This window comes from Pseudomonas fluorescens, assembly GCF_001623525.1.
GTDB classification, from domain to species: domain Bacteria; phylum Pseudomonadota; class Gammaproteobacteria; order Pseudomonadales; family Pseudomonadaceae; genus Aquipseudomonas; species Aquipseudomonas fluorescens_Q.
The window spans coordinates 5,689,405-5,706,659 of record NZ_CP015225.1 but is presented as its reverse complement, the minus strand read 5'-3'; the positions used below and the strand labels follow the sequence as shown (position 1 = coordinate 5,706,659).

Annotated in this window: 14 protein-coding genes; 2 read left to right on the top strand and 12 right to left on the bottom strand. The window is 62.4% G+C overall.

Annotated elements, in window-relative coordinates:
- Positions 1-121: 121 nt before the first annotated feature.
- Entirely contained in the window at positions 122-742 is a 621-nt protein-coding gene (locus TK06_RS24715) for a lysophospholipid acyltransferase family protein (RefSeq protein WP_063324190.1), read from the top strand.
- A 1-nt stretch (position 743) separates the two neighbouring features.
- Positions 744-1,676: a phosphatidate cytidylyltransferase gene (locus TK06_RS24710; RefSeq protein ID WP_063324189.1), complete on the top strand. Its 933-nt coding sequence runs from the start codon at positions 744-746 to the stop codon at positions 1,674-1,676.
- A gap of 195 nt (positions 1,677-1,871) precedes the next feature.
- Here TK06_RS24710 and TK06_RS24705 read toward each other — a convergent pair whose 3' ends face one another.
- From TK06_RS24705 to TK06_RS24650, 12 genes are all read right to left on the bottom strand, one after another.
- Complete coding sequence (locus TK06_RS24705) at positions 1,872-3,029, bottom strand: glutathionylspermidine synthase family protein (protein WP_063324188.1); 1,158 nt, start codon at positions 3,027-3,029, stop codon at positions 1,872-1,874.
- A 12-nt stretch (positions 3,030-3,041) separates the two neighbouring features.
- Positions 3,042-3,743 (bottom strand): DUF1190 domain-containing protein, encoded by a 702-nt coding sequence (locus TK06_RS24700; protein ID WP_063324187.1) that lies wholly within the window; start codon positions 3,741-3,743, stop codon positions 3,042-3,044.
- Positions 3,744-3,762: 19 nt separating this feature from the next.
- A complete protein-coding gene (locus TK06_RS24695; protein ID WP_063324186.1) occupies positions 3,763-4,191 on the bottom strand; it encodes a DUF350 domain-containing protein in 429 nt (142 codons plus the stop codon).
- 15 nt (positions 4,192-4,206) lie between these two features.
- Complete coding sequence (locus tag TK06_RS24690) at positions 4,207-4,869, bottom strand: DUF2491 family protein (protein ID WP_063324185.1); 663 nt, start codon at positions 4,867-4,869, stop codon at positions 4,207-4,209.
- A complete protein-coding gene (locus TK06_RS24685; RefSeq protein WP_063324184.1) occupies positions 4,856-5,890 on the bottom strand; it encodes an ion channel in 1,035 nt (344 codons plus the stop codon). Before TK06_RS24685 ends, TK06_RS24690 begins: the two co-directional genes overlap by 14 nt.
- A 265-nt stretch (positions 5,891-6,155) precedes the next feature.
- The gene (locus TK06_RS24680) at positions 6,156-6,854 is read right to left on the bottom strand and encodes a PspA/IM30 family protein (RefSeq protein WP_003205987.1); all 699 of its coding nucleotides are present in this window, start codon (positions 6,852-6,854) and stop codon (positions 6,156-6,158) included.
- A 22-nt stretch (positions 6,855-6,876) separates the two neighbouring features.
- On the bottom strand, positions 6,877-7,458 hold the full coding sequence (locus TK06_RS24675; RefSeq protein ID WP_086936714.1) for a YjfI family protein: 582 nt from the start codon (positions 7,456-7,458) through the stop codon (positions 6,877-6,879).
- A gap of 369 nt (positions 7,459-7,827) precedes the next feature.
- Positions 7,828-8,658, bottom strand: coding sequence for a YfaP family protein (locus TK06_RS24670; protein ID WP_063324182.1), 831 nt, complete (start codon positions 8,656-8,658; stop codon positions 7,828-7,830).
- A 3-nt stretch (positions 8,659-8,661) separates the two neighbouring features.
- Positions 8,662-10,281, bottom strand: a complete 1,620-nt coding sequence (locus TK06_RS24665; RefSeq protein WP_063324181.1) for a DUF2300 domain-containing protein — start codon at positions 10,279-10,281, stop codon at positions 8,662-8,664.
- Position 10,282: 1 nt separating this feature from the next.
- Positions 10,283-14,851, bottom strand: a complete 4,569-nt coding sequence (locus tag TK06_RS24660; protein ID WP_086936713.1) for an alpha-2-macroglobulin family protein — start codon at positions 14,849-14,851, stop codon at positions 10,283-10,285.
- Positions 14,848-15,531: a DUF1175 domain-containing protein gene (locus TK06_RS24655; protein WP_203417392.1), complete on the bottom strand. Its 684-nt coding sequence runs from the start codon at positions 15,529-15,531 to the stop codon at positions 14,848-14,850. The genes TK06_RS24660 and TK06_RS24655 overlap by 4 nt, the downstream gene beginning before the upstream one ends.
- A complete protein-coding gene (locus TK06_RS24650) occupies positions 15,528-17,237 on the bottom strand; it encodes a DUF2138 domain-containing protein (protein ID WP_063324178.1) in 1,710 nt (569 codons plus the stop codon). Before TK06_RS24650 ends, TK06_RS24655 begins: the two co-directional genes overlap by 4 nt.
- Between the last annotated feature and the right edge of the window lie 18 nt (positions 17,238-17,255).

Sequence of the window (17,255 nt, the reverse complement as noted above, 5' to 3'; positions counted from 1 at the left end):
ATTGTGTTCAGCCTCTTGGGGCTGCTGCGCAGCCCAGCGGGAGCAAGCTCCCTCGCCACAGTTAATGGTCAGCTGTTAACGATTGCGTCACTACCCGAGCTTCTCAGGACAAGGAATCTTCATGTTCGAACCCGTGGTCGCCAACCTCATCACCTCCGCCGCCCGCATGGTCACGGGCGCTCGCAGCCTGTGGCTCGGCTGCGCGCCGACGCCGGTGCAGCGGATCTACTTCGCCAACCACAGCAGCCACGGTGACTTCGTGTTGCTCTGGGCCTCGCTGCCGCCGGCGCTGCGCAAGCTCACCCGCCCGGTGGCGGGGGCCGATTATTGGCAAACCAGCCCGGTGCGTCGCTACATCATCAACCGGGTGTTCAACGGTGTGCTGGTGGACCGCGAACGCAAGGATCCTTCCTACAGCCCATTGCAGCCGATGCTTGATGCGCTGGAAAACGGCGACTCACTGATCATCTTTCCGGAAGGCACACGCAATCCGGAGGAAGGCCTGTTGCCCTTCAAGAGCGGGATCTATCACTTGATGAAAAAACACCCCGAGGTCGAGGTGATCCCGGTGTGGATCGCCAACCTCAACCGCGTCATGCCCAAGGGCCGGGTACTACCGCTGCCGCTGTTATGCACCACCAGTTTCGGCGCGCCGCTGTGCATCGAAGAAGATGAAAGCAAAGAGCAATTTCTTGAACGCAGCCGCGCCGCGCTGCTGGCACTGGCCCCGGAGCACGTCTGACATGGATCGATATACCCTGATGTTGTTTGGCGGGATCGGCGCCATTCTGGTGCTGGCTTCGTTGATCGGTTTCATTCTCAAGCTGAAAACCCGCGGCGCGCCGAACTCCGTCATCGACAACCTCAACGCGCGGATCAACGCCTGGTGGATCATGGTGCTGGTGATCGGCATCGCGTTCTGGCTCGGCAACGCCGCAGTGATCCTGTTGTTCTACGCGGTGTCGTTCTACGCCCTGCGGGAATTCCTGACCCTGACACCGACCCGGCGCAGCGATTATCCAGCGTTGGTGGCCGCGTTCTACCTGGCGCTGCCGCTGCAGTACCTGTTGATCTACTACGACTGGTACGGGCTGTTTTCGATCTTTATCCCGGTGTATGTGTTCCTGCTGCTGCCGATCCTGGCGTCCCTGGGCGGCGACAGCACGCACTTTTTGGAGCGCGCTTCCAAGGTCCAGTGGGGCTTGATGATCGCGGTGTTCTGCATCTCCTTCGTCCCGGCCCTGCTGACGCTGGACATCGCCGGTTTCGAAGGGCGCAACCTGTTGCTGATCGCCTACCTGGTGATCGTGGTGCAGCTCTCGGACGTGTTGCAGTACGTGTGCGGCAAGCTGTTCGGCAAACACAAGATCGCACCGAACCTGTCGCCCTCGAAAACCGTGGAGGGGTTTGTCGGCGGCATTTTCCTGGCCTCGCTGATCGGTGGCGCGCTGTGGTGGATCACGCCGTTCAATCCGTGGCAGTCGTTCCTCATCGCCTTGCTGATCAACCTGTTGGGCTTTGCCGGCGGCATCGTCATGTCAGCGATCAAGCGCGACCGCGGCGTGAAGGACTGGGGCCACATGATCGAAGGCCACGGCGGCATGCTCGACCGGTTGGACTCGGTGTGCTTCGCCGCGCCGATCTTCTTTCATTTGGTGCGGTACTGGTGGACCTGAAAAAGCCTGCGGCGAACACCTGACCCTGTGGGAGCACAAAGTTCCTGTGGCGAGGGAGCTTGCTCCCGCTGGGCTGCGCAGCGCCCCCTCTGAAAGCCTATGCAATCTGTCTGACACTGCGCGGTGCTTGGATTTGGGGCCGCTACGCGCCCCAGCGGGAGCAAGCTCCCTCGCCACAAAAGCGGGGGGCATCGCTCAGTCAAGGATCAGGTGCGGCAGGAACCGGCTGGAATCCTTGGTGATCAAACTGTTGTCTTCCCGCACGCCAATGCCGGCGGCCTGGTCGCCGATGACCCAGGAGCCGATCAGGGTGTAGCTGTCGCCAAAGCGTGGCAGTGGCGCGAACTCCTGGAGGATGAACGGGGCGTCCGTGTAGGGGCCGTCTTCTTTTACCATCAGGCCATCAGCGGTTTGCAGCTCGATGTTGGCGCCTTCCCGGGAAAAGAACGGCTTGCGCACCCAGCCCTTGGGCACCGCTTTGCTCGTGTCGGTATCCAGGTGGGCCGCGAGCAGGTTCGGGTGGCCTTTGTTGAACTCCCACAGCAGCGGCAGGATGCCTTTGTTGGAGATGATCGACTTCCAGGCCGGCTCGAAAAACTGCGTATCACACTGGGCGATCGCTTCACCAAACGGCTCGTGGAAGATGAACTCCCAGGCATGCAGCTTGAACAGGTGGGCAATCCAGCGCTCTTCCAGGTCAACGAAACGCCCGTCACTGTTGAGGCCGATGTCTTCGATATCGATGTGCCGCGATTCAATGCCGACTTTTTCCGCGATCAGGCGCAAGTAGTCCGTGGTGCCCTTGTCTTCCACCGAGCCTTTCATCGAGGCGAAATAAAACGGCTCTTTGATCTGCAACTGGGCAAAAGCCTGGTGCAGCTTGGTGTCGATGCTGTTGAACTGGTCGGCATGGGCCGGCAGCAAGCCGCGCTCGATGCATTGCTCCAGCCAGCCCCACTGAAACGCCGCCGCCTCATAGAGGCTGGTCGGCGTGTCGTAGTTGAGCTCCAACAGCTTGGCGGGGCCGGTGCCGTTGTAGGAGAAATCCATGCGCCCATACAAGTGTGGGTGGCCTTCGAGCCATGAAGTGCGCACCAGGTCGAAGAACGGCGCGGGAATGCTCAGGCGTTCCAGCAATTCTTCGCTCTGGACCACGCGGGCCACGAGGTCCATGCACATATCATGGATCTCGGTGGTCGGGTCTTCCAGGTCGTCCTCGATCTGCTTGAGGGTGAACTGGTAGTACGCGCTTTCGTCCCAATAGGGTTCGTCGTCGATGGTGTGGAACAGAAAGCCGAGATGCTCGGCCGTCTGTTTCCAGTCATGACGTTCTGCGCAATGGATCTTCTTCATGGCGCTCGTTCCTCAGCCGCCGGAGCTGCTCGAACCGCCCCAACCGCTGCGGGCACTGGACTTGCTGCCGAAACCACCGCGAGACGTGGACGAAGCAACGGACATCGCCTTGCTGCTCTTGATGGAGTCGGTGTAGCTGCCGTATCGCGCCTGGTTGGACTTGGTGAATGTCGAGCCTGTCGACACCCGCTGGCTGAGCGTGGAGGAGCCGAAGCTGCCACGATCATCGCGGTAGCGGTAGACCGGCTCGGAGAAATAGCTGTTGCGGTTGCTGCTCAGCATGTTGCCGATCAGCAGCCCGGTCAGCAGGTTGCTGAAACCTCCACCGGTATTCATCGCTTCCGAGGCCGGCAATTGGGCCTTGGCAGCGTCCACTTCCGATTGCGTAACCTCGCCCTCGGCACTCAGTTCGAAACCGCCCAGCTTGGGGATGAACTTGCCAGCGGAGTCCTGCTGGCACCAATCGGGAACGAAGTCGGCATCGCAATCGGCCTGGTTGTCGTACACCGGCGCAATCCGGCGATGCTCCGTCATGGCGGTCATGTAGGCGTCAGCACAAATATCTACCGGCAGCTTTTCATCGACACATTGCTGCACGGACTGGAAGTTGTACTTCTTTTTCAACTCGTAGGTTTTTTCCGTCGGCCCGCAGCCGGATATCGCCATGGCGACCGACGCGGCCAGCGAAAGCTGGACGTACTTGCTTCGTTTCATCGGGTTCTCCGTGGCGCAATCAGTTTGTGGAAGGCGTCATGCACGCGGCGTTCAACATGCCGACGCTGATGGCCACGGCGGCGATATAGATACCCGCGGCGATCTCACCGTTCCTGATCCGCGCGGAAGCGCCCTTGAGCACCAGGCTGGTCACCAGGAACGCCAACAACTGGACGACAGCGGCGATCACTGCCCAGACAACGAAATCCAGCATGCTGATCGAATAGGCAATCACGTTGCTGGCCGGAATCGCGAAACCGATGACGGCACCGCCCAGGGCGATGGCCGCAGCCACGTTGCCCGAACGGATCAGCTCGAACTCTTTGTGCGGCGTGACGCGGGTGTAGATGAACTGGAACAGCGCGAACAGCACGGCGGCGCCGAGGATGTACATGACAAAGCCAAGCACGGCGGCTTTGTTCAGGGAAATGGAGAGCGCTTCAAGCATGGACGTGTTCCTTATTCAAAGAGTGTTCAGGTCAGTGGTGTACAGCGAAATACCCAGCGAAGTGCTCAGGCTGACGGTGCCTTCGGCGTCCTCTTCAACGGAGAACAGCAGGAACTCCCGGCGATCCGTCAGGCCGGTGTCGCGGGCGTACAGCATCGAACGGTGTTCGACGCTGTAGGACTCATCCGGATTGCTCACGCGCTCGCTCAACGTCACCAGTTCTGTCTGGCCAGCCTCGGTGCCCCATTCGCGGGTGTACTCGACGCCGTCATGGGTGTAGGTCGGCAGGCCGATCAGGCTGTCAGGGCCGGCCAGGCGACGTAACTCCGCTTCACTGCTGATCGTGACGTAGCTGAGGTAGTTGAACAGGATCACCGACTCGACCTGCCCGGCGATATCGCCACTGGTGTGCACTTGCAGCCAGTAGTCTTCGTCGTTCATGTAGCAGCGCGACAGCCAGTTCGACTGCCCGAGGTCGACGATGCCCAGGCTCCAGATCTGTTGGGAGCCCGGAATGACCACGGTGCTGTTGCCGTCGAGCAGCAACTTGAGCGTGGAGTCGAACATGACCTGCTTGCCGGAGGCCAGGCCCAGCGGCCCAGTGACAGGCGCGTTATTGCTGGCTTTCGTGTTCGCGTTCGGGGCCTCAAGCCCCATCAACTGTTTAAACCACCCCATGGGAAATTTCCTTGAGACGCGTGGAGGCGATGTAGAAGAGTTCCCCGCCCACGACGCGGGTGGCGCCGGGCGGGTTGATCGATGGGTGTCGGGCGCCCTTGGCGCGGTAACCAATCAGCGTAGCGTTGTGCTGCTCTTTCAATCGGGCATAAAGCTCGCCGAACGTCGCTTCAAACGCCTCGGGTAGTTTCATCAGGTACTGAGTGGCGCCTTGGCCGACACAGAGCAATTCATTGATGACCACGGACGAGCCCGGGTCCTGGGAGGCACGCACCAACATTTCGATGGCCATGCTGGAGGTGCATTCCAGGCTCGGCGCATAGGCGCTGGCAAGGGCGGCAATTTCGCTGTCATTGAAGTGCGCGACCACATGCCCGGCAGGGCCCAATTGATTGACCGCCAGCACGGTGGCCAGGGTCAGGTCGTCGGAGTGGGTGCGCACCAGCACGCGTTCGGCACCCGGCACGCCGGCACGCTGCAACAGCGCGACGGAGGACAGGCTGTCGCCTTTGATGAACGATGTCTTGCCGGGCATGGGGTTTTCTTCGAGATCGCAATCGCAGATGACGATCAGGTTGTCATTGGAGGTTTCGTCCTGCAGCAGCAATTCAATGACCCGCTCACTGGAGGCGCCCTCCCAACCGATGAGAACCGTGTGGCCGACCTTGCCGGTGAAATCGCCTTTGCCCTTCATGCCTTTTCTCCATACATCGATGACGCTGCTGGTGGTTTTGCCGATGACCGTCGTCAACAGGGCAATACCCCCGAGCATGATCCAGGTCGCCACGAAAATTCGCCCGGCGGATGTCTGTGGCAACAGATCGCCATAGCCGACGGTGAGCGTGGTGGTGAGATAGAAGTAGATAAACGTGGCGGCGGCGATGAGGTGTTGCTCGCCCAGCACCACCAGGCCGATCCAGGCCGTGGACAGGTGCACGCCCAACGCAATGGCCAGGCCCGCCCAGCCGAACCGATGGAAGAAGGACGACGCGTACGTGCGCAACAAAAGAAAAATCGACATTCGTCCCTGACTCCGTGGGGCTTCGTTCCTGGCGGGATCATCGCTCTGGCGTCTAAGGGCTCGAGCGTAATGGCCGGACAGCATTAAACCTGTTGCGGGGGTTGGATAAAAGTACCTGCGTCACAATTAAATCCAGGAGCGCCGGACATTATTGTGGCGAGGGAGCTTGCTCCCGCTGGACTGCGCAGCAGGCCCCTTTTTTTGGAGCCGCTTCGCGCCTCAGCGGGAGCAAGCTCCCTCGCCACGGGTTCGGGGCGCTCAGCGATTACTCAGCCGATTTTTTCTTCAGGCGTTCCAGGATCGCATTGGCGCTGCCTTCGTTCGGCGTGATGCCGGCGTCGCGCAGCTTGCGCTCCAGGTCGGAGCCAGTCGAAGCCTCGGCCAGTTCGTCCTGGGCTTGCAGCTCAGCGGCACGTTGCTGTTGCTTGGCCTGCAAGCGGTTGAGCGTACCGACGGCAGTTTCCAGCTTGCCATTGGCGCCGCCGCTGGCGATCGAAGCACTGACCTGGGCCTTCTGCACGCTTTCGCGGGCCTTGGCCATGTCCACTTGCTGGCGCAGGCTCTTGATCCGGCTTTCGGCCTTGGTGATGTCCTTGCGCATGTTGTCCGCATAACCACCGAATTCGGTGGCGTGCTTCTGCTCGGCGTCCAGTTCGTTGGTCAGGGTCGAAATGGCTTCGGCCACTTCCAGCGCCAGGTCTTCGCGGTTGGCCTGGATCGCGGCCAGGGCCTTGGCTTCCAGGTCCTTGATCTTGGCGTTGTATTCGCCGACGCGATCAGTCGCCAGCTTGTGCTTGGCCATGATGGTGACCAGCTCACGCTTGGCGTTGGCCAGCGCGCTGTCGGCATCACGGATTTCCTGGTCGAGGATGCGCAGGGCCTGTTGGTCGACGATCGATTCACCGACTTCGCTGGCACCGCCACGCAGTGCGGTGAACAATTTGCTCCAGATGGACTGAGTCATTGGATAGTTCCTGTTCGGTGAATTAAATGAAGAAGCGTTCGAAGGCTTCGCTGGCGCGCTGAACGTTGTCGACGAGGGTTTTGACCTCGGTCACGACGTTGGTCAGGCTGGAGTCGGCGCTCAACGCACCGAAGATGTTGTAGACGACTTGCCCGTTGGGCATGGTCTCGATGCCGATGGACGACAGCGGGAACATTTCCCGGCTGCGCAGCACGGCGTCATTGAATGCCGCGACATCGTTGATCGACTCGACGTCCACCAGGACGGTATCGACGATGATCTGGTCACCCACCACCGCGATGTAGATCGGCAGGCCGCCAAAATCATTCATTTCCAGCTTGATGCTGGACTCGGAGCCTTGGACGAGGGAGAGAGTGATGTCGTTCGCGACCACTTCGTCCAGGGCCTGAAGGGCGCTGTAGAGGCGGTCGATGTTCCAGTTATTACCTGCGCTCATGTAATTCTCCGACATGAATGAGCCAGCCAGAATCGGTTGGCGTAGCTGTTTCTCCATTTGCTTGAGCAGGCTTCGGTTTTCAGGAAGCACCCAAGTCTCGTGTTTCACATACCCGGCGGCACTCAGGCCCGCGCGCATCTGCTTCATGTAGAAGCTCGACGGCTTTTTCGCGGAGGGTTTGGCGCGCTCTCCCGTGCGGCTCGCTGAATCGGTTACAGACCCGTCTGGCGGATCTGATGGAGAGCTGGTTGACATGGTACTGACCCCACTGTGAAAAACTCACGCGTGAGAAACACTACAGGTAGTTTCGCAAGCCCACAATAGCTCACGCGTGAGATTTTATTGATCACAAGCACCGACCGCTCTTGTGGCGAGGGAGCTTGCTCCCGCTGGGGCGCGAAGCCCCCCCAAGCAGGCGCCGCGGTATGTCAGGTAAAAGTGCAGTCAGCTTCAGATGGGGCTGCTGCGCAGCCCAGCGGGAGCAAGCTCCCTCGCCACAGGGGACCGGGGATGGCCTTATGGGTAACTGAAACTCTTGACCAACGTCAGCTCGCCCACCGCCCGCATCGGCACCACGAAGGTTTCCATCTTCTCGTTCGGCGTGCCTTCTTCGGTGATCACTGTGACTTGTGCGGTGGTCAGGGCTTGTTGCGCTTGTTCTCCACCGCCCTCACCTTCCTCGCCGTCGTCCTGATAGCGATAACCGCCGCCGTAGTAGTTCACATACACCAGGTACTGGCCTTTGATCGGCGCCGGCATGGCGAAGATTTCCGGGCCGTAGCCGGTGGTGACGTCGACGTCGAGGGCGGCGCCGTTGGCGACGGCACGGTCGCCGTACCAGATGTGCGCACCATCGGGGGTGACCAGGTGCAGGTCCAGGTCGGTGCCGTCACTGTCCCAGGTCAGCAACACCCGCAGCTTGGCCGGGGTGGCGCCGCCGCTGGTGTTGAGAAATTGCGTGCGGTGACGCTGTTGGCCGTCGGGGCTGCGTACTTCCACACTGTTGCTGCCGTTGGGGAATGAAAATGGCCGGTCGAAGCGGCCTTGCTCATCGAGCTTCAACGGCAGGCTCACGCCGTTGACGATGAGTTGGCCCGGCGCATTGCCCTTGGGCGCGCCTTGGATCTGGCCAGTGATGCGAGCGGTATTGGCTTGGCCCTGGGGCGTATTGACCGACGAGGCCGGGTAGTTGACGGTCTGGCTGAAGTTTTCATCCTCGCCGCCCGGCGCACCGTTGCGCCAACCGCCGACCGGCGTGTCGAGCTTGATGTTCTCGGCGCCGATGGCCGGAGGCAACGCGGTCAAGGCGCAAAGCAACAACAAGACCTGTGGATAACGGAGTGTCATGGTCTATTCCAGCAAGAGGTGACGGGCGAGCCCTTCGATATAGTTTTCGTCCTGGCCATTGGGATGAGCTTCAAAGGCCAGGTGCAGATATTCATGGGTCAGGTCGAGGCGGTCTTGCAGCGACAGCACGCCGCGCACGTAGATGCGCTGGCGCTCGCGGTCGACATAAGGCCGGCCGAAAGCGACGCGGCAGACGGCAAAAGCGCTGATCTCGTTGTAGCCCACTTCACTTTCCAGCCGCTCACGCCAGGCCCGCCGTTGCTTCAGCAGCCAGTCCTGGGCGGCGGGCAGCGCTTCGCAGGATGCCACCGGGTTGTCCCAGCGGCTGAGGCTGGCGCGCGGGTAGGCGTGCAGCAGGATGGCGTCGTAGCGTTGGCCGGCGTTGGCTTGCTCCACCGCTTGTGCCCAGGACAGTTTGTCCGGGCCAGGCTGGTCAGAGTGGTAGGTGACATCGGTTCCGGCCAGGACCAGGTCGCTGGTCCAGGCGGCAATGGCGCGGGTTTCGGGCGCCGCCGGGCGTGGCGCGACACGCTGGCGATGGCTGCTGTCGTCGATGCTCAGGCAATCACCGTTGCGTTGGGCGTTCTGCAGCAAATAGGTGCGTATCGCCACCGCCAGTGCCTTGGCGGCTTCGGCAGGCTCGGCCTTGGCTTCGCGCTGCAAGACCCGGGCGACGTATTCCTCCCGGTCCAGACGCGCCACCAGCTTGCCGGGCATCAGGAACAGCTCGCCATCGCTGTGGATGTCCAATTGATTGCCGTTGCTGAATTCGACGCGGTAATCGCCGCGCAGTTGGCCCGGCAAGGCAGGACGGTCGCCCGCCATTACCCGTTGCAACGGATAACGGGCAAACAGGCCGACTTCCACGCAACGCCCGGTTTCCGCCGGCCAGCGCGATGGCAGCGCCGCCGCCAAGCCTTCGCCGTAGACCTTCAAGACCTGCTGGCTGGTGCCGCGACCACCGGCCCACACCGGAGTGCCGTCCGCCAGCCAACCGGCGAAACCGCCCTGACGGGACGAGGGCCCCTGATCACCCAGCCAACTCCAGGTCTTGACCCGCAGACGGCTGCCCAACTCACCGACCAGTCGCCCGTCCGCCGCGTTGAGCACCACGTCCAGCAGCACCCGCCGCGCCTGATCCTGGGCCGGCAGCGTGGCCAGGGTCTTGAGCAGTCCGGCGACAGGCACCTGAGTCTGGGGTTGCAACATGGACAAGTCCAATAACCAGGCCGGTGCCTGACGGGCCTGCCAATAGGCGCGCCAATCCGAGGCCAAGAGCCCGAGCCGCTGCGGTTCGAAATACAAGCCGCAAGATTTCACCAAGGCTTGATCGCGACCGATGCTCTGCCCGGCACTGCAGCAATAGACCTCTTCCTTCGACTCCCCCCGGCATTCATACACCGGTTCACGGGCGTCGGTGTCCACCAGCCAGGCGTAGACAAAGATCTTCCACAGACTGCCCAGCGGCGCCTGCAAGGTATCGGGCAACGGCTGACGATCCAGCACCTGGGTCTGGCTCACGCGCAGCAATTGACCGTCGAAGGCCAAGCGCAACGGCTCGTCCTGCGCTGTTACCAGCGCAGGGATCAAGCACAGCAGCCACCCAACCAGCGGCCAACGCATATCAGTTGACCGTGACCTGACCGAGCGCCGGTTTCTGTTCCCGCGCCTGATGTTGCGGCGCGTAGACCTGGGTGAAGCGCACCGGCGGCAAGGTGAACTGGCCTTTCTGGGAGAAGCGCACCAAGTGCCGCAGGCGCAGCTCGCCACTGAGGGCATCCACCGGCACCGCATACGCCATCTGGCCGGGCTCGAAGCGGGCTTTTTCCAGGGACATCGGTTCGCTGTCAGCCTTGCCCATCAACTGGATACCCCAGGTGGTGCGCTCCACATCGGCGCCCGGTGGCAGCGGCACTTCGAGCATGCCGTAGCGCAGTGGCGTCGGAGCCTTGCTGTTGATGATCACTTCATCCAGGTAGAGGCTGTCGCTGGACAACGGTTTGTTGCCCACGGCTTCGAGCTTGAAGGTGAAAGCCTCATCGCCCGGCACCAGGCGCGACAAGCGCCGGGTGATGGACACGGCCATCGGTGCTGCCGGCGGTTGCTGGCTCTGGAAGCTCAGTGCCGCTTGCAATGGACGCTCCTGGGCGCCGGTCAGGGTCAGCATCGTTGGAAGCTGCGCGCCCTGCCACTGCCAGTAGGTTTCACCGGTCGCGCCCTGCTTGGCTGCCCAGCCTTCGCCCGGTGCCAGGGCCACGGCCGGCGCTGCCTGTTCGATGCTGCGCTGCAACCAGGTCAAGGCCAGGGCCCGCTCCAAGGTGGACTGCTGCGGCAACACACGCTCCAGCAATGCAGTGGCGCGAGCCTGATCGAAGCCCTGCAACGACAACACCAGGGCCTCGACGAACGGCTGCGAACTGAGCTCCAGTTGCTGTTGCGCCGCATCGGCTTGACGGCTGAAGGCCGCCGGCAACGGCACCTTCGCCTGTTTCGCCAGGGACGCGGTCAGGACACGGGCGCTGGCCAAGCCAAGGGCCGAATCCGGCGCGTACATGACCAGGCTGTCTTCACCGCTGTCCAGCACGCTCTCGCTGCTGTCTTCGCTGGCTTTCGCCAGATCGTCCATCAGGCCGCTGAGCAAGGTGTTCACCGGCAATTGCATCTGCTTGGCGAACGACAGGATCAGCGCACGCTGCAGCAGCGGCGTATCACCGGCCTGCTTGGCGTAGACCTCCAGCACCCGTTGCCAGTGTTCCGGCGGCAGGCTCAGGTCCAGGGCCTTGCTGGCGTGCCAGTCGGCGTAATAGGCATAGGCGGTGAGGAATGCATCCGGCTCACCGTCCTGGCCCCACCAGGTAAAACTCGCCGAGGGGCCGGCCATCTGCACCAGGCGCAAGCGGCTGTTTTGCATGATCAACCGCAAGCGGTCGCGGATCTGCGGGTTCGACGCCAGGGTCGGATAGGCAATGCTCAACGGCAACAGGCGGCTGGCGGTCTGCTCGACGCCACCGTATGGGTAGCTGAGCAGGTCATCCAGGGCCGAACGGAACAACGCTTGCGGGCTGTCGTCCAGGCGCAGGCGAATATCGCTGGCGTCGGCCGGCAAGGTCAGCGGGGTGTCGCCGCTCGCCACATCGAGGCGCTGGCTCTGGGTGACTTGCCAGCCATTGCCGCTGGCGTTCAAGCGCATGGCCAGGGCGTCCTGGGTTTCGCCGTTCAATTGCAGCTGCACGTTCAAGTCGCCACTGCTCAGCTCCAGGGCCGGCAGCGCCACGTAGTTGATGCCGTTTTTCAGGTCCACCACCATGCGCTGTTCGGCGCCGGCGTAGCGGATCAGCAACTCGGCCTTCAGTGGTTTTTCAGACTGGCTGAACGCGAACAGGCCCAGTTGTGGCTTGTCGCCCGTGCGGAAACGGGTCGGGCCGCTCCATTTCAGGTACAGCGGTTTTTCCGAGGCGATGAACTGCTTCTTCTGGCCCACTTGGCCGTCGTCGGCAATTGCCTTGGCCGTGATGCGCCAGCGGGTCAGGGAGTCCGGCATCTTGAAGGTGAAGCGGGCCTTGCCGTTGGCGTCGGTGACCAGTTCCGGTTGCCATGCAGCGGTGTCGACGTCTTCACGCCGCGGCCGCTCCAGCACCTTGACCCCGCGTTCGCTGCGGTTGGCCTTGCCCGGCGCGCCAGGACTGCCTGGCAGTGCCACGTCGTAGCTGATGAACGACAGGCTGGCACTGGTGCGCACGTTGTTGCGACGCGGGTGATAGAAGAACTGATCGATGGTCGGCGCCACTTCCGGTTGCAGGGCGTAGACCATTTCGTCCACCACGCTGACCGTCAGGTGCGCGGGGATCGCCTTGCCGGAGAACTGGGTACTCAGGTCCACGGTCACCGTGTCACCCGGGCGGTAGGTGGCTTTGTCGGTGACGACGGCAACGTCGATCTGCGGCGTGATCACCTTGATGCCGGCGTTCTGGAAGCTGTACTGGCCGCCCTTGGTGTACAGCACCGAGAAGGTCAGGTTGGGCGCAAAGTTATCCCTCACGGCAATGCGGGCGCGGTATTGGGTGTCGCTGAGTTTTTCCATCTTCAGCCAGTCGCCGCCCTTGGACAGCAGCGCCGTGGCCTCGACCTTGTCCCGCTCAAGCGACAGCAGCGCATCGCTGACCGGTTCCGGGAAGGTAATCAGCGCCAGCGCTTCGTCACCGGTCTTGTATTCAGGCTTGTCGAAGACGATCTCGACCGTGCCCGGCACGGCCTTGATGCCTTCACCAGTCACTGCATGGGCGGCGGCGCCAATGACCCGACCGTGGTCGTCCTTGAGCGTCAGGTTGTAGGTACCAGGGCGGTCGAAGGTCAGGCTGAAGCCCTTGTCCTTGGCCGCCAGCTTGCCTTCGCCAGTGCTCTGGTCTTCCAGGCGCACCCAGGCGTAGCTGCCGGGTGTCACGGCTTTGGCTTGTTCGTTGCCGCCTTCGTTGGCATAGCTGAACGACACCTTCTGGCCGGCGGCGCTGAACCGCTGGGGAGCACTCAGGCGGAAATTCGCCGCGCCACGGTCGATGAGGATTTCCTTGGTGGTCTTGACCCGATACGCGGCGCCATCGCTGGCGAACACGGTGAGTGTGTAGCGGCTCGGTTTGTCGGCGGCCGGCAGGTCGAGGGTCGCGTTGCCCTTGGCATCGGTGGTCACTTCGCTGCTGGTCAGCTCGACCGGGAATTGCCCCAGGTATTGCAGCTCGTTATCGACCATCGACAGTTGCTGGGCGCGCAGACTCAGGCTCACCGTGGCATTCACCACCGGTTTGCCGTCCGGGTACAGCAGCACGAGGTTGCCCTTGACCGGCTCGCCGGTGCGATAGTCCTGCTTGGCCAGGTTCAGGGCGATCTCGAAGTGCGGCTTGATGTATTCGGCTACACGAAAGGCGCTGCTGTAGAGCTGGTCCTTGTAGCGCAAGCGCAGTTCATAGCCGCCGGCCACAGCGTTTTCCGGCAGCTGGAAACGGCCTTGGGTGCCGGCCTTGGAATCGAGTTTCAGGGCCAGGGTTTGCAGCTCGGTGCCGGTGGCGTCCAGCACGCTGACATTGACGTCGGCGGCGCTCGGTTGCACCGAATCACGGGCGTTCTTGAACTCACGACCAACGATTTTCAGCGATACCCAATCCCCTGGCCGGTACAGCGGCCGGTCGGTGAAGGCATAGAGCTTGGTGTCGTAGATTTCGCTGTCGTAGTAGAAGTTTTCCGAGACGAATACCCCGCCCTCCTCGTCTTCACCGATGACGAACGAACGCTCCGGGCTAACGTGTTTGAGGCGCAGCAGGCCGTTTTCATCGGTGGCACCGCTGCTCATCACGCCCAGGCCGTCGGTCCACAGCACATTGACCTTGGGCACCGAACGCCCTTCATGCTTGCGTGCGGCCCAGACCAGCAACTCATCACCGGCAATCTTGCTCACGGCCACGGTGTTGGAGACGAAGACCATGGTGGTCGCGCGGTATTTGCCGATCAGCGCTTCCACCAGGTACAGGCCGGGCTTCAACTGGCCCAGCGGCACGTAGACGTTGCCCGGCGCGACGCTGACAAACTCACTGGACGAGCCGGCCAGGTTGACGCCCGCAGGCGGCTGGATCGGCTTGGCTTCCCAGAGCGGATAACGGAACTGGCTGACCACCGGCAAGCCCGGGATCAAGGCGAATTGTGGCGGTGCTTCATACGGTGTCGGCGCGACCAGGGCGTCACCGATCTTCAGTTCCGGCACTTCTTCGGTGACTTGCTGGCGGGACTCGTAGGAAAACGCCCGTTGCATCACTCGACGAGACTTGCGGTACCAGTTGTCCCACAGGTACGCGAGGGTGTTCGACAGGCCTTCGCCCTTGAACTGGCCGTCGCTGACCACGCGGTGCAGGTTCTTCTGGCGCTTGAGGAAATCCAGCGGCTTGTCGATGCGGTAGACGCGGATATCGGCGCCGCCGTAGGGCTCCATGCGGAACCGGCGGTAGTCGCGGCCCGGCGCTTCGAGGCGGACCATGGCCTGCTCGTCGCTGGCAAAGCTGCTGTCGGCCAACAGGAAGAAACTTTCACCGGCCACCGGCGTGTAGCCGCTGGGCGCCACCGTGTCTTCGGCGTTCACGAGGGGGGCCAGCAACAAGGCAAACAGCAGGGGCAATTTTGAACACAAGCGCAGCATGCGAGCACCGGTCATTGGGAGAGAAAGTTGAGTCGATAGACGCCGATGAAGTTGGGGTTGGCTGCGTCGGGTATCCATCGGGTGTCCTTCCAGTTCATGAGTTGTTGCAGGCTTGCGGAGCGCATGCCGTTGTCGGTAGGGGTTGTGGTGCCGGTGTGATAGGCGATGTAGCGGCCCATCCAGATCATCAGGTGCTGGTCGTCGCCCTGATCGAAGAACATCAGGTCGCCGGGACGGGCCTGGGCGACATCGCGGCCCACCAGGCGACTGTTGAACTGGATCAGCTTGATGGCGTTGACGTAGGGCCCGACCTTGCCGCCGCCCTGCTGCCATTGCTGGGCCAGGCGCCGCTGGGCGTCACTGAGTTCGAGCTCCGGCGGCAGGTAGCGGTTGGACAGGCCATTGCTGCGCAGCCACTTATCGTTGTGGACCTTCAGCGCCTCGTTGGCGGCAAACCGCACCAGGCCGGAGCAGTCTTGCTGGTACCAGCGCGGGCTCGGGCCTTTGGTCAACTGCTCCTCGGCGATGCGCACGAACCAGGCACGAAACACCTGGGATTGCCGCACATCCAGCGGCGGCGTCTCAACGGAAGGCCGCGCCGCGACGGAAAGCGGCGTCTCGACGGCCAGCGCCGGCCCACCCCACAGCAGTGCCAGCAGCAGCGCCCATCCGGGGTTGCGGATCAGTCCTGTCACAGCGCTTTCCATTCCAGTGGCAGCCACTGCCAGTGCCCGTCAGGCTCGCTGCCGGCAGGCAACGTCAGGGCGTACTTGCCATAGCCGCCCAGGGTGCGCAGTTTCGGGATGAGGTAGGTTTGCGCGGCGTTGTAGAACACCGGTTCCATGTCCTGGGGCAAGCTGTCGAGGGTTTCACGCTGCATCAGTTGCGCCATGGCATCGGGGCCGAAATAAATCGGCATCAGCACATCCTTGGGCACCACGTCGGCCATGGGTGGGAAGCGCTTGTCGAGGGTGCCGAGGGCCTTGTCCACCAGCTTGTCGTCGAGGGAGAACAGCAGGGTCGAACCATGACGCGCCAGGCTGACGCGCAGGAATGCCTTGCCGGTGATGGCGTCCGGTTGCAGCGAGTCCTTGGCCAGGTAAGGGCCGAAGTTGGAGCTCACCTGGCGCTGCCATTGGTGCATTGCGCCTTCCTGTTTCTCGACGACCGGGAACACGTGCTCGGCGGCATTGTTCTCATAGGCGCCCACCATCGAGCCAAACAGTTTGCCCAAATCCGCGTCGAGCTTGCCGTCGTCTTCGTTCAGGCTCGCCACCAGCAGCGGTGTATACAACCGCGAATCGGCGTACCAGCACAGACCTGCCGCGCCGGCCACATGGTCGACCATGGCCTGGGCGGCTTTTTCGTCGGCGCCAAGTTTCACCAACAGCGGCTTCTGCGGTTCTGCGGCCAACGGCAAGGCAACGCAGGCGCTGGCGCCCATGGGCATGGCTTGCCAGATCGGCTTGAAGTCGAAGTCCGGTTGGTTTTCCAGCTCGTCCATGGCCAGGAAGCTGTGCCAGCCCTTGTCGTCCATGTCGAAGCGCAGCCCGGCGAAGTTCGGAATGAAACGCTGGTAACCCATGGCCAGCACATTGGCATTGACCGAAATACGTTGCTTGACCTCCGGCGCCTTGGGCGGCAAGCCGAAGGCTTCGGGGAACAGTTTGTCGCCATTGAGCAAGGCGGCCAGGGCGGTCGTCGACACGCTGCCGCGCTCATCCGATGGGCCGTTGGCCGGGTCATAGAGTTTCGCCGGGTTGGACAACACCACCAGCTTGTCGCCATGGGAAGCGAAGAGCAGGGATTTGCTGGCGTTGTAGCTGAGCTGGTACAGCGCGACGTCATCACCGCCGACTTTCAGGTCGCTGAGCTTGCTCAGTTGCGTATCATCCAGGGCGACCTTGGCCAATGGCTCCAGCACCTTGGCCAACCCGCCGCGATCCATTACCAACAGAAAATCCTTGAGGCGACCGTCGGCACCGCGCCACAGCGCCACATCGGCTGGCTGGTCGAAAAGCTCCTCGATCAGGCTGTCCTGCAACTTGAGGTCATGCTCGTAGATGATCCGGCGCAGGCTGCCCATCAGCCCGAGGCGGTCGGCGTGGGCCTCGTAATAGAAGACGAAGTCTTCGGTGAGCGTGGCCTTGAGGAACGGCACCGCCAGCAGGTCCTTGGGCAACTGGCTCAGGGAATGCGCCTCGAGCAAGCCGTCGGGGCGGCTCAGGCCGAGCTTTTCCAACGCCAACGCCATGGGCGGCGCCTTGGGCTTGGTCATGAACCAGCCCAACCCGGCGGCCACACCTGCTACCAGGCACAGCCCGATCAGTATCGCCGGCCAACGGCGCACAGGTTTAGCGACAGGTGTCGGCGTGGTCGGGGAAGCAGTGTTGTCGCTCATATTCACAAGGGCCTGTTC

Coding starts and splice junctions, on each gene's coding strand:
- TK06_RS24715 (WP_063324190.1), top strand. CDS start 122: ATGTTCGAACCCGTGGTCGCCAACCTCATCACCTCCGCCGCCCGCATG.
- TK06_RS24710 (WP_063324189.1), top strand. CDS start 744: ATGGATCGATATACCCTGATGTTGTTTGGCGGGATCGGCGCCATTCTG.
- TK06_RS24705 (WP_063324188.1), bottom strand. CDS start 3,029: ATGAAGAAGATCCATTGCGCAGAACGTCATGACTGGAAACAGACGGCC.
- TK06_RS24700 (WP_063324187.1), bottom strand. CDS start 3,743: ATGAAACGAAGCAAGTACGTCCAGCTTTCGCTGGCCGCGTCGGTCGCC.
- TK06_RS24695 (WP_063324186.1), bottom strand. CDS start 4,191: ATGCTTGAAGCGCTCTCCATTTCCCTGAACAAAGCCGCCGTGCTTGGC.
- TK06_RS24690 (WP_063324185.1), bottom strand. CDS start 4,869: ATGGGGTGGTTTAAACAGTTGATGGGGCTTGAGGCCCCGAACGCGAAC.
- TK06_RS24685 (WP_063324184.1), bottom strand. CDS start 5,890: ATGTCGATTTTTCTTTTGTTGCGCACGTACGCGTCGTCCTTCTTCCAT.
- TK06_RS24680 (WP_003205987.1), bottom strand. CDS start 6,854: ATGACTCAGTCCATCTGGAGCAAATTGTTCACCGCACTGCGTGGCGGT.
- TK06_RS24675 (WP_086936714.1), bottom strand. CDS start 7,458: ATGAAGCAGATGCGCGCGGGCCTGAGTGCCGCCGGGTATGTGAAACAC.
- TK06_RS24670 (WP_063324182.1), bottom strand. CDS start 8,658: ATGACACTCCGTTATCCACAGGTCTTGTTGTTGCTTTGCGCCTTGACC.
- TK06_RS24665 (WP_063324181.1), bottom strand. CDS start 10,281: ATGCGTTGGCCGCTGGTTGGGTGGCTGCTGTGCTTGATCCCTGCGCTG.
- TK06_RS24660 (WP_086936713.1), bottom strand. CDS start 14,851: ATGACCGGTGCTCGCATGCTGCGCTTGTGTTCAAAATTGCCCCTGCTG.
- TK06_RS24650 (WP_063324178.1), bottom strand. CDS start 17,237: ATGAGCGACAACACTGCTTCCCCGACCACGCCGACACCTGTCGCTAAA.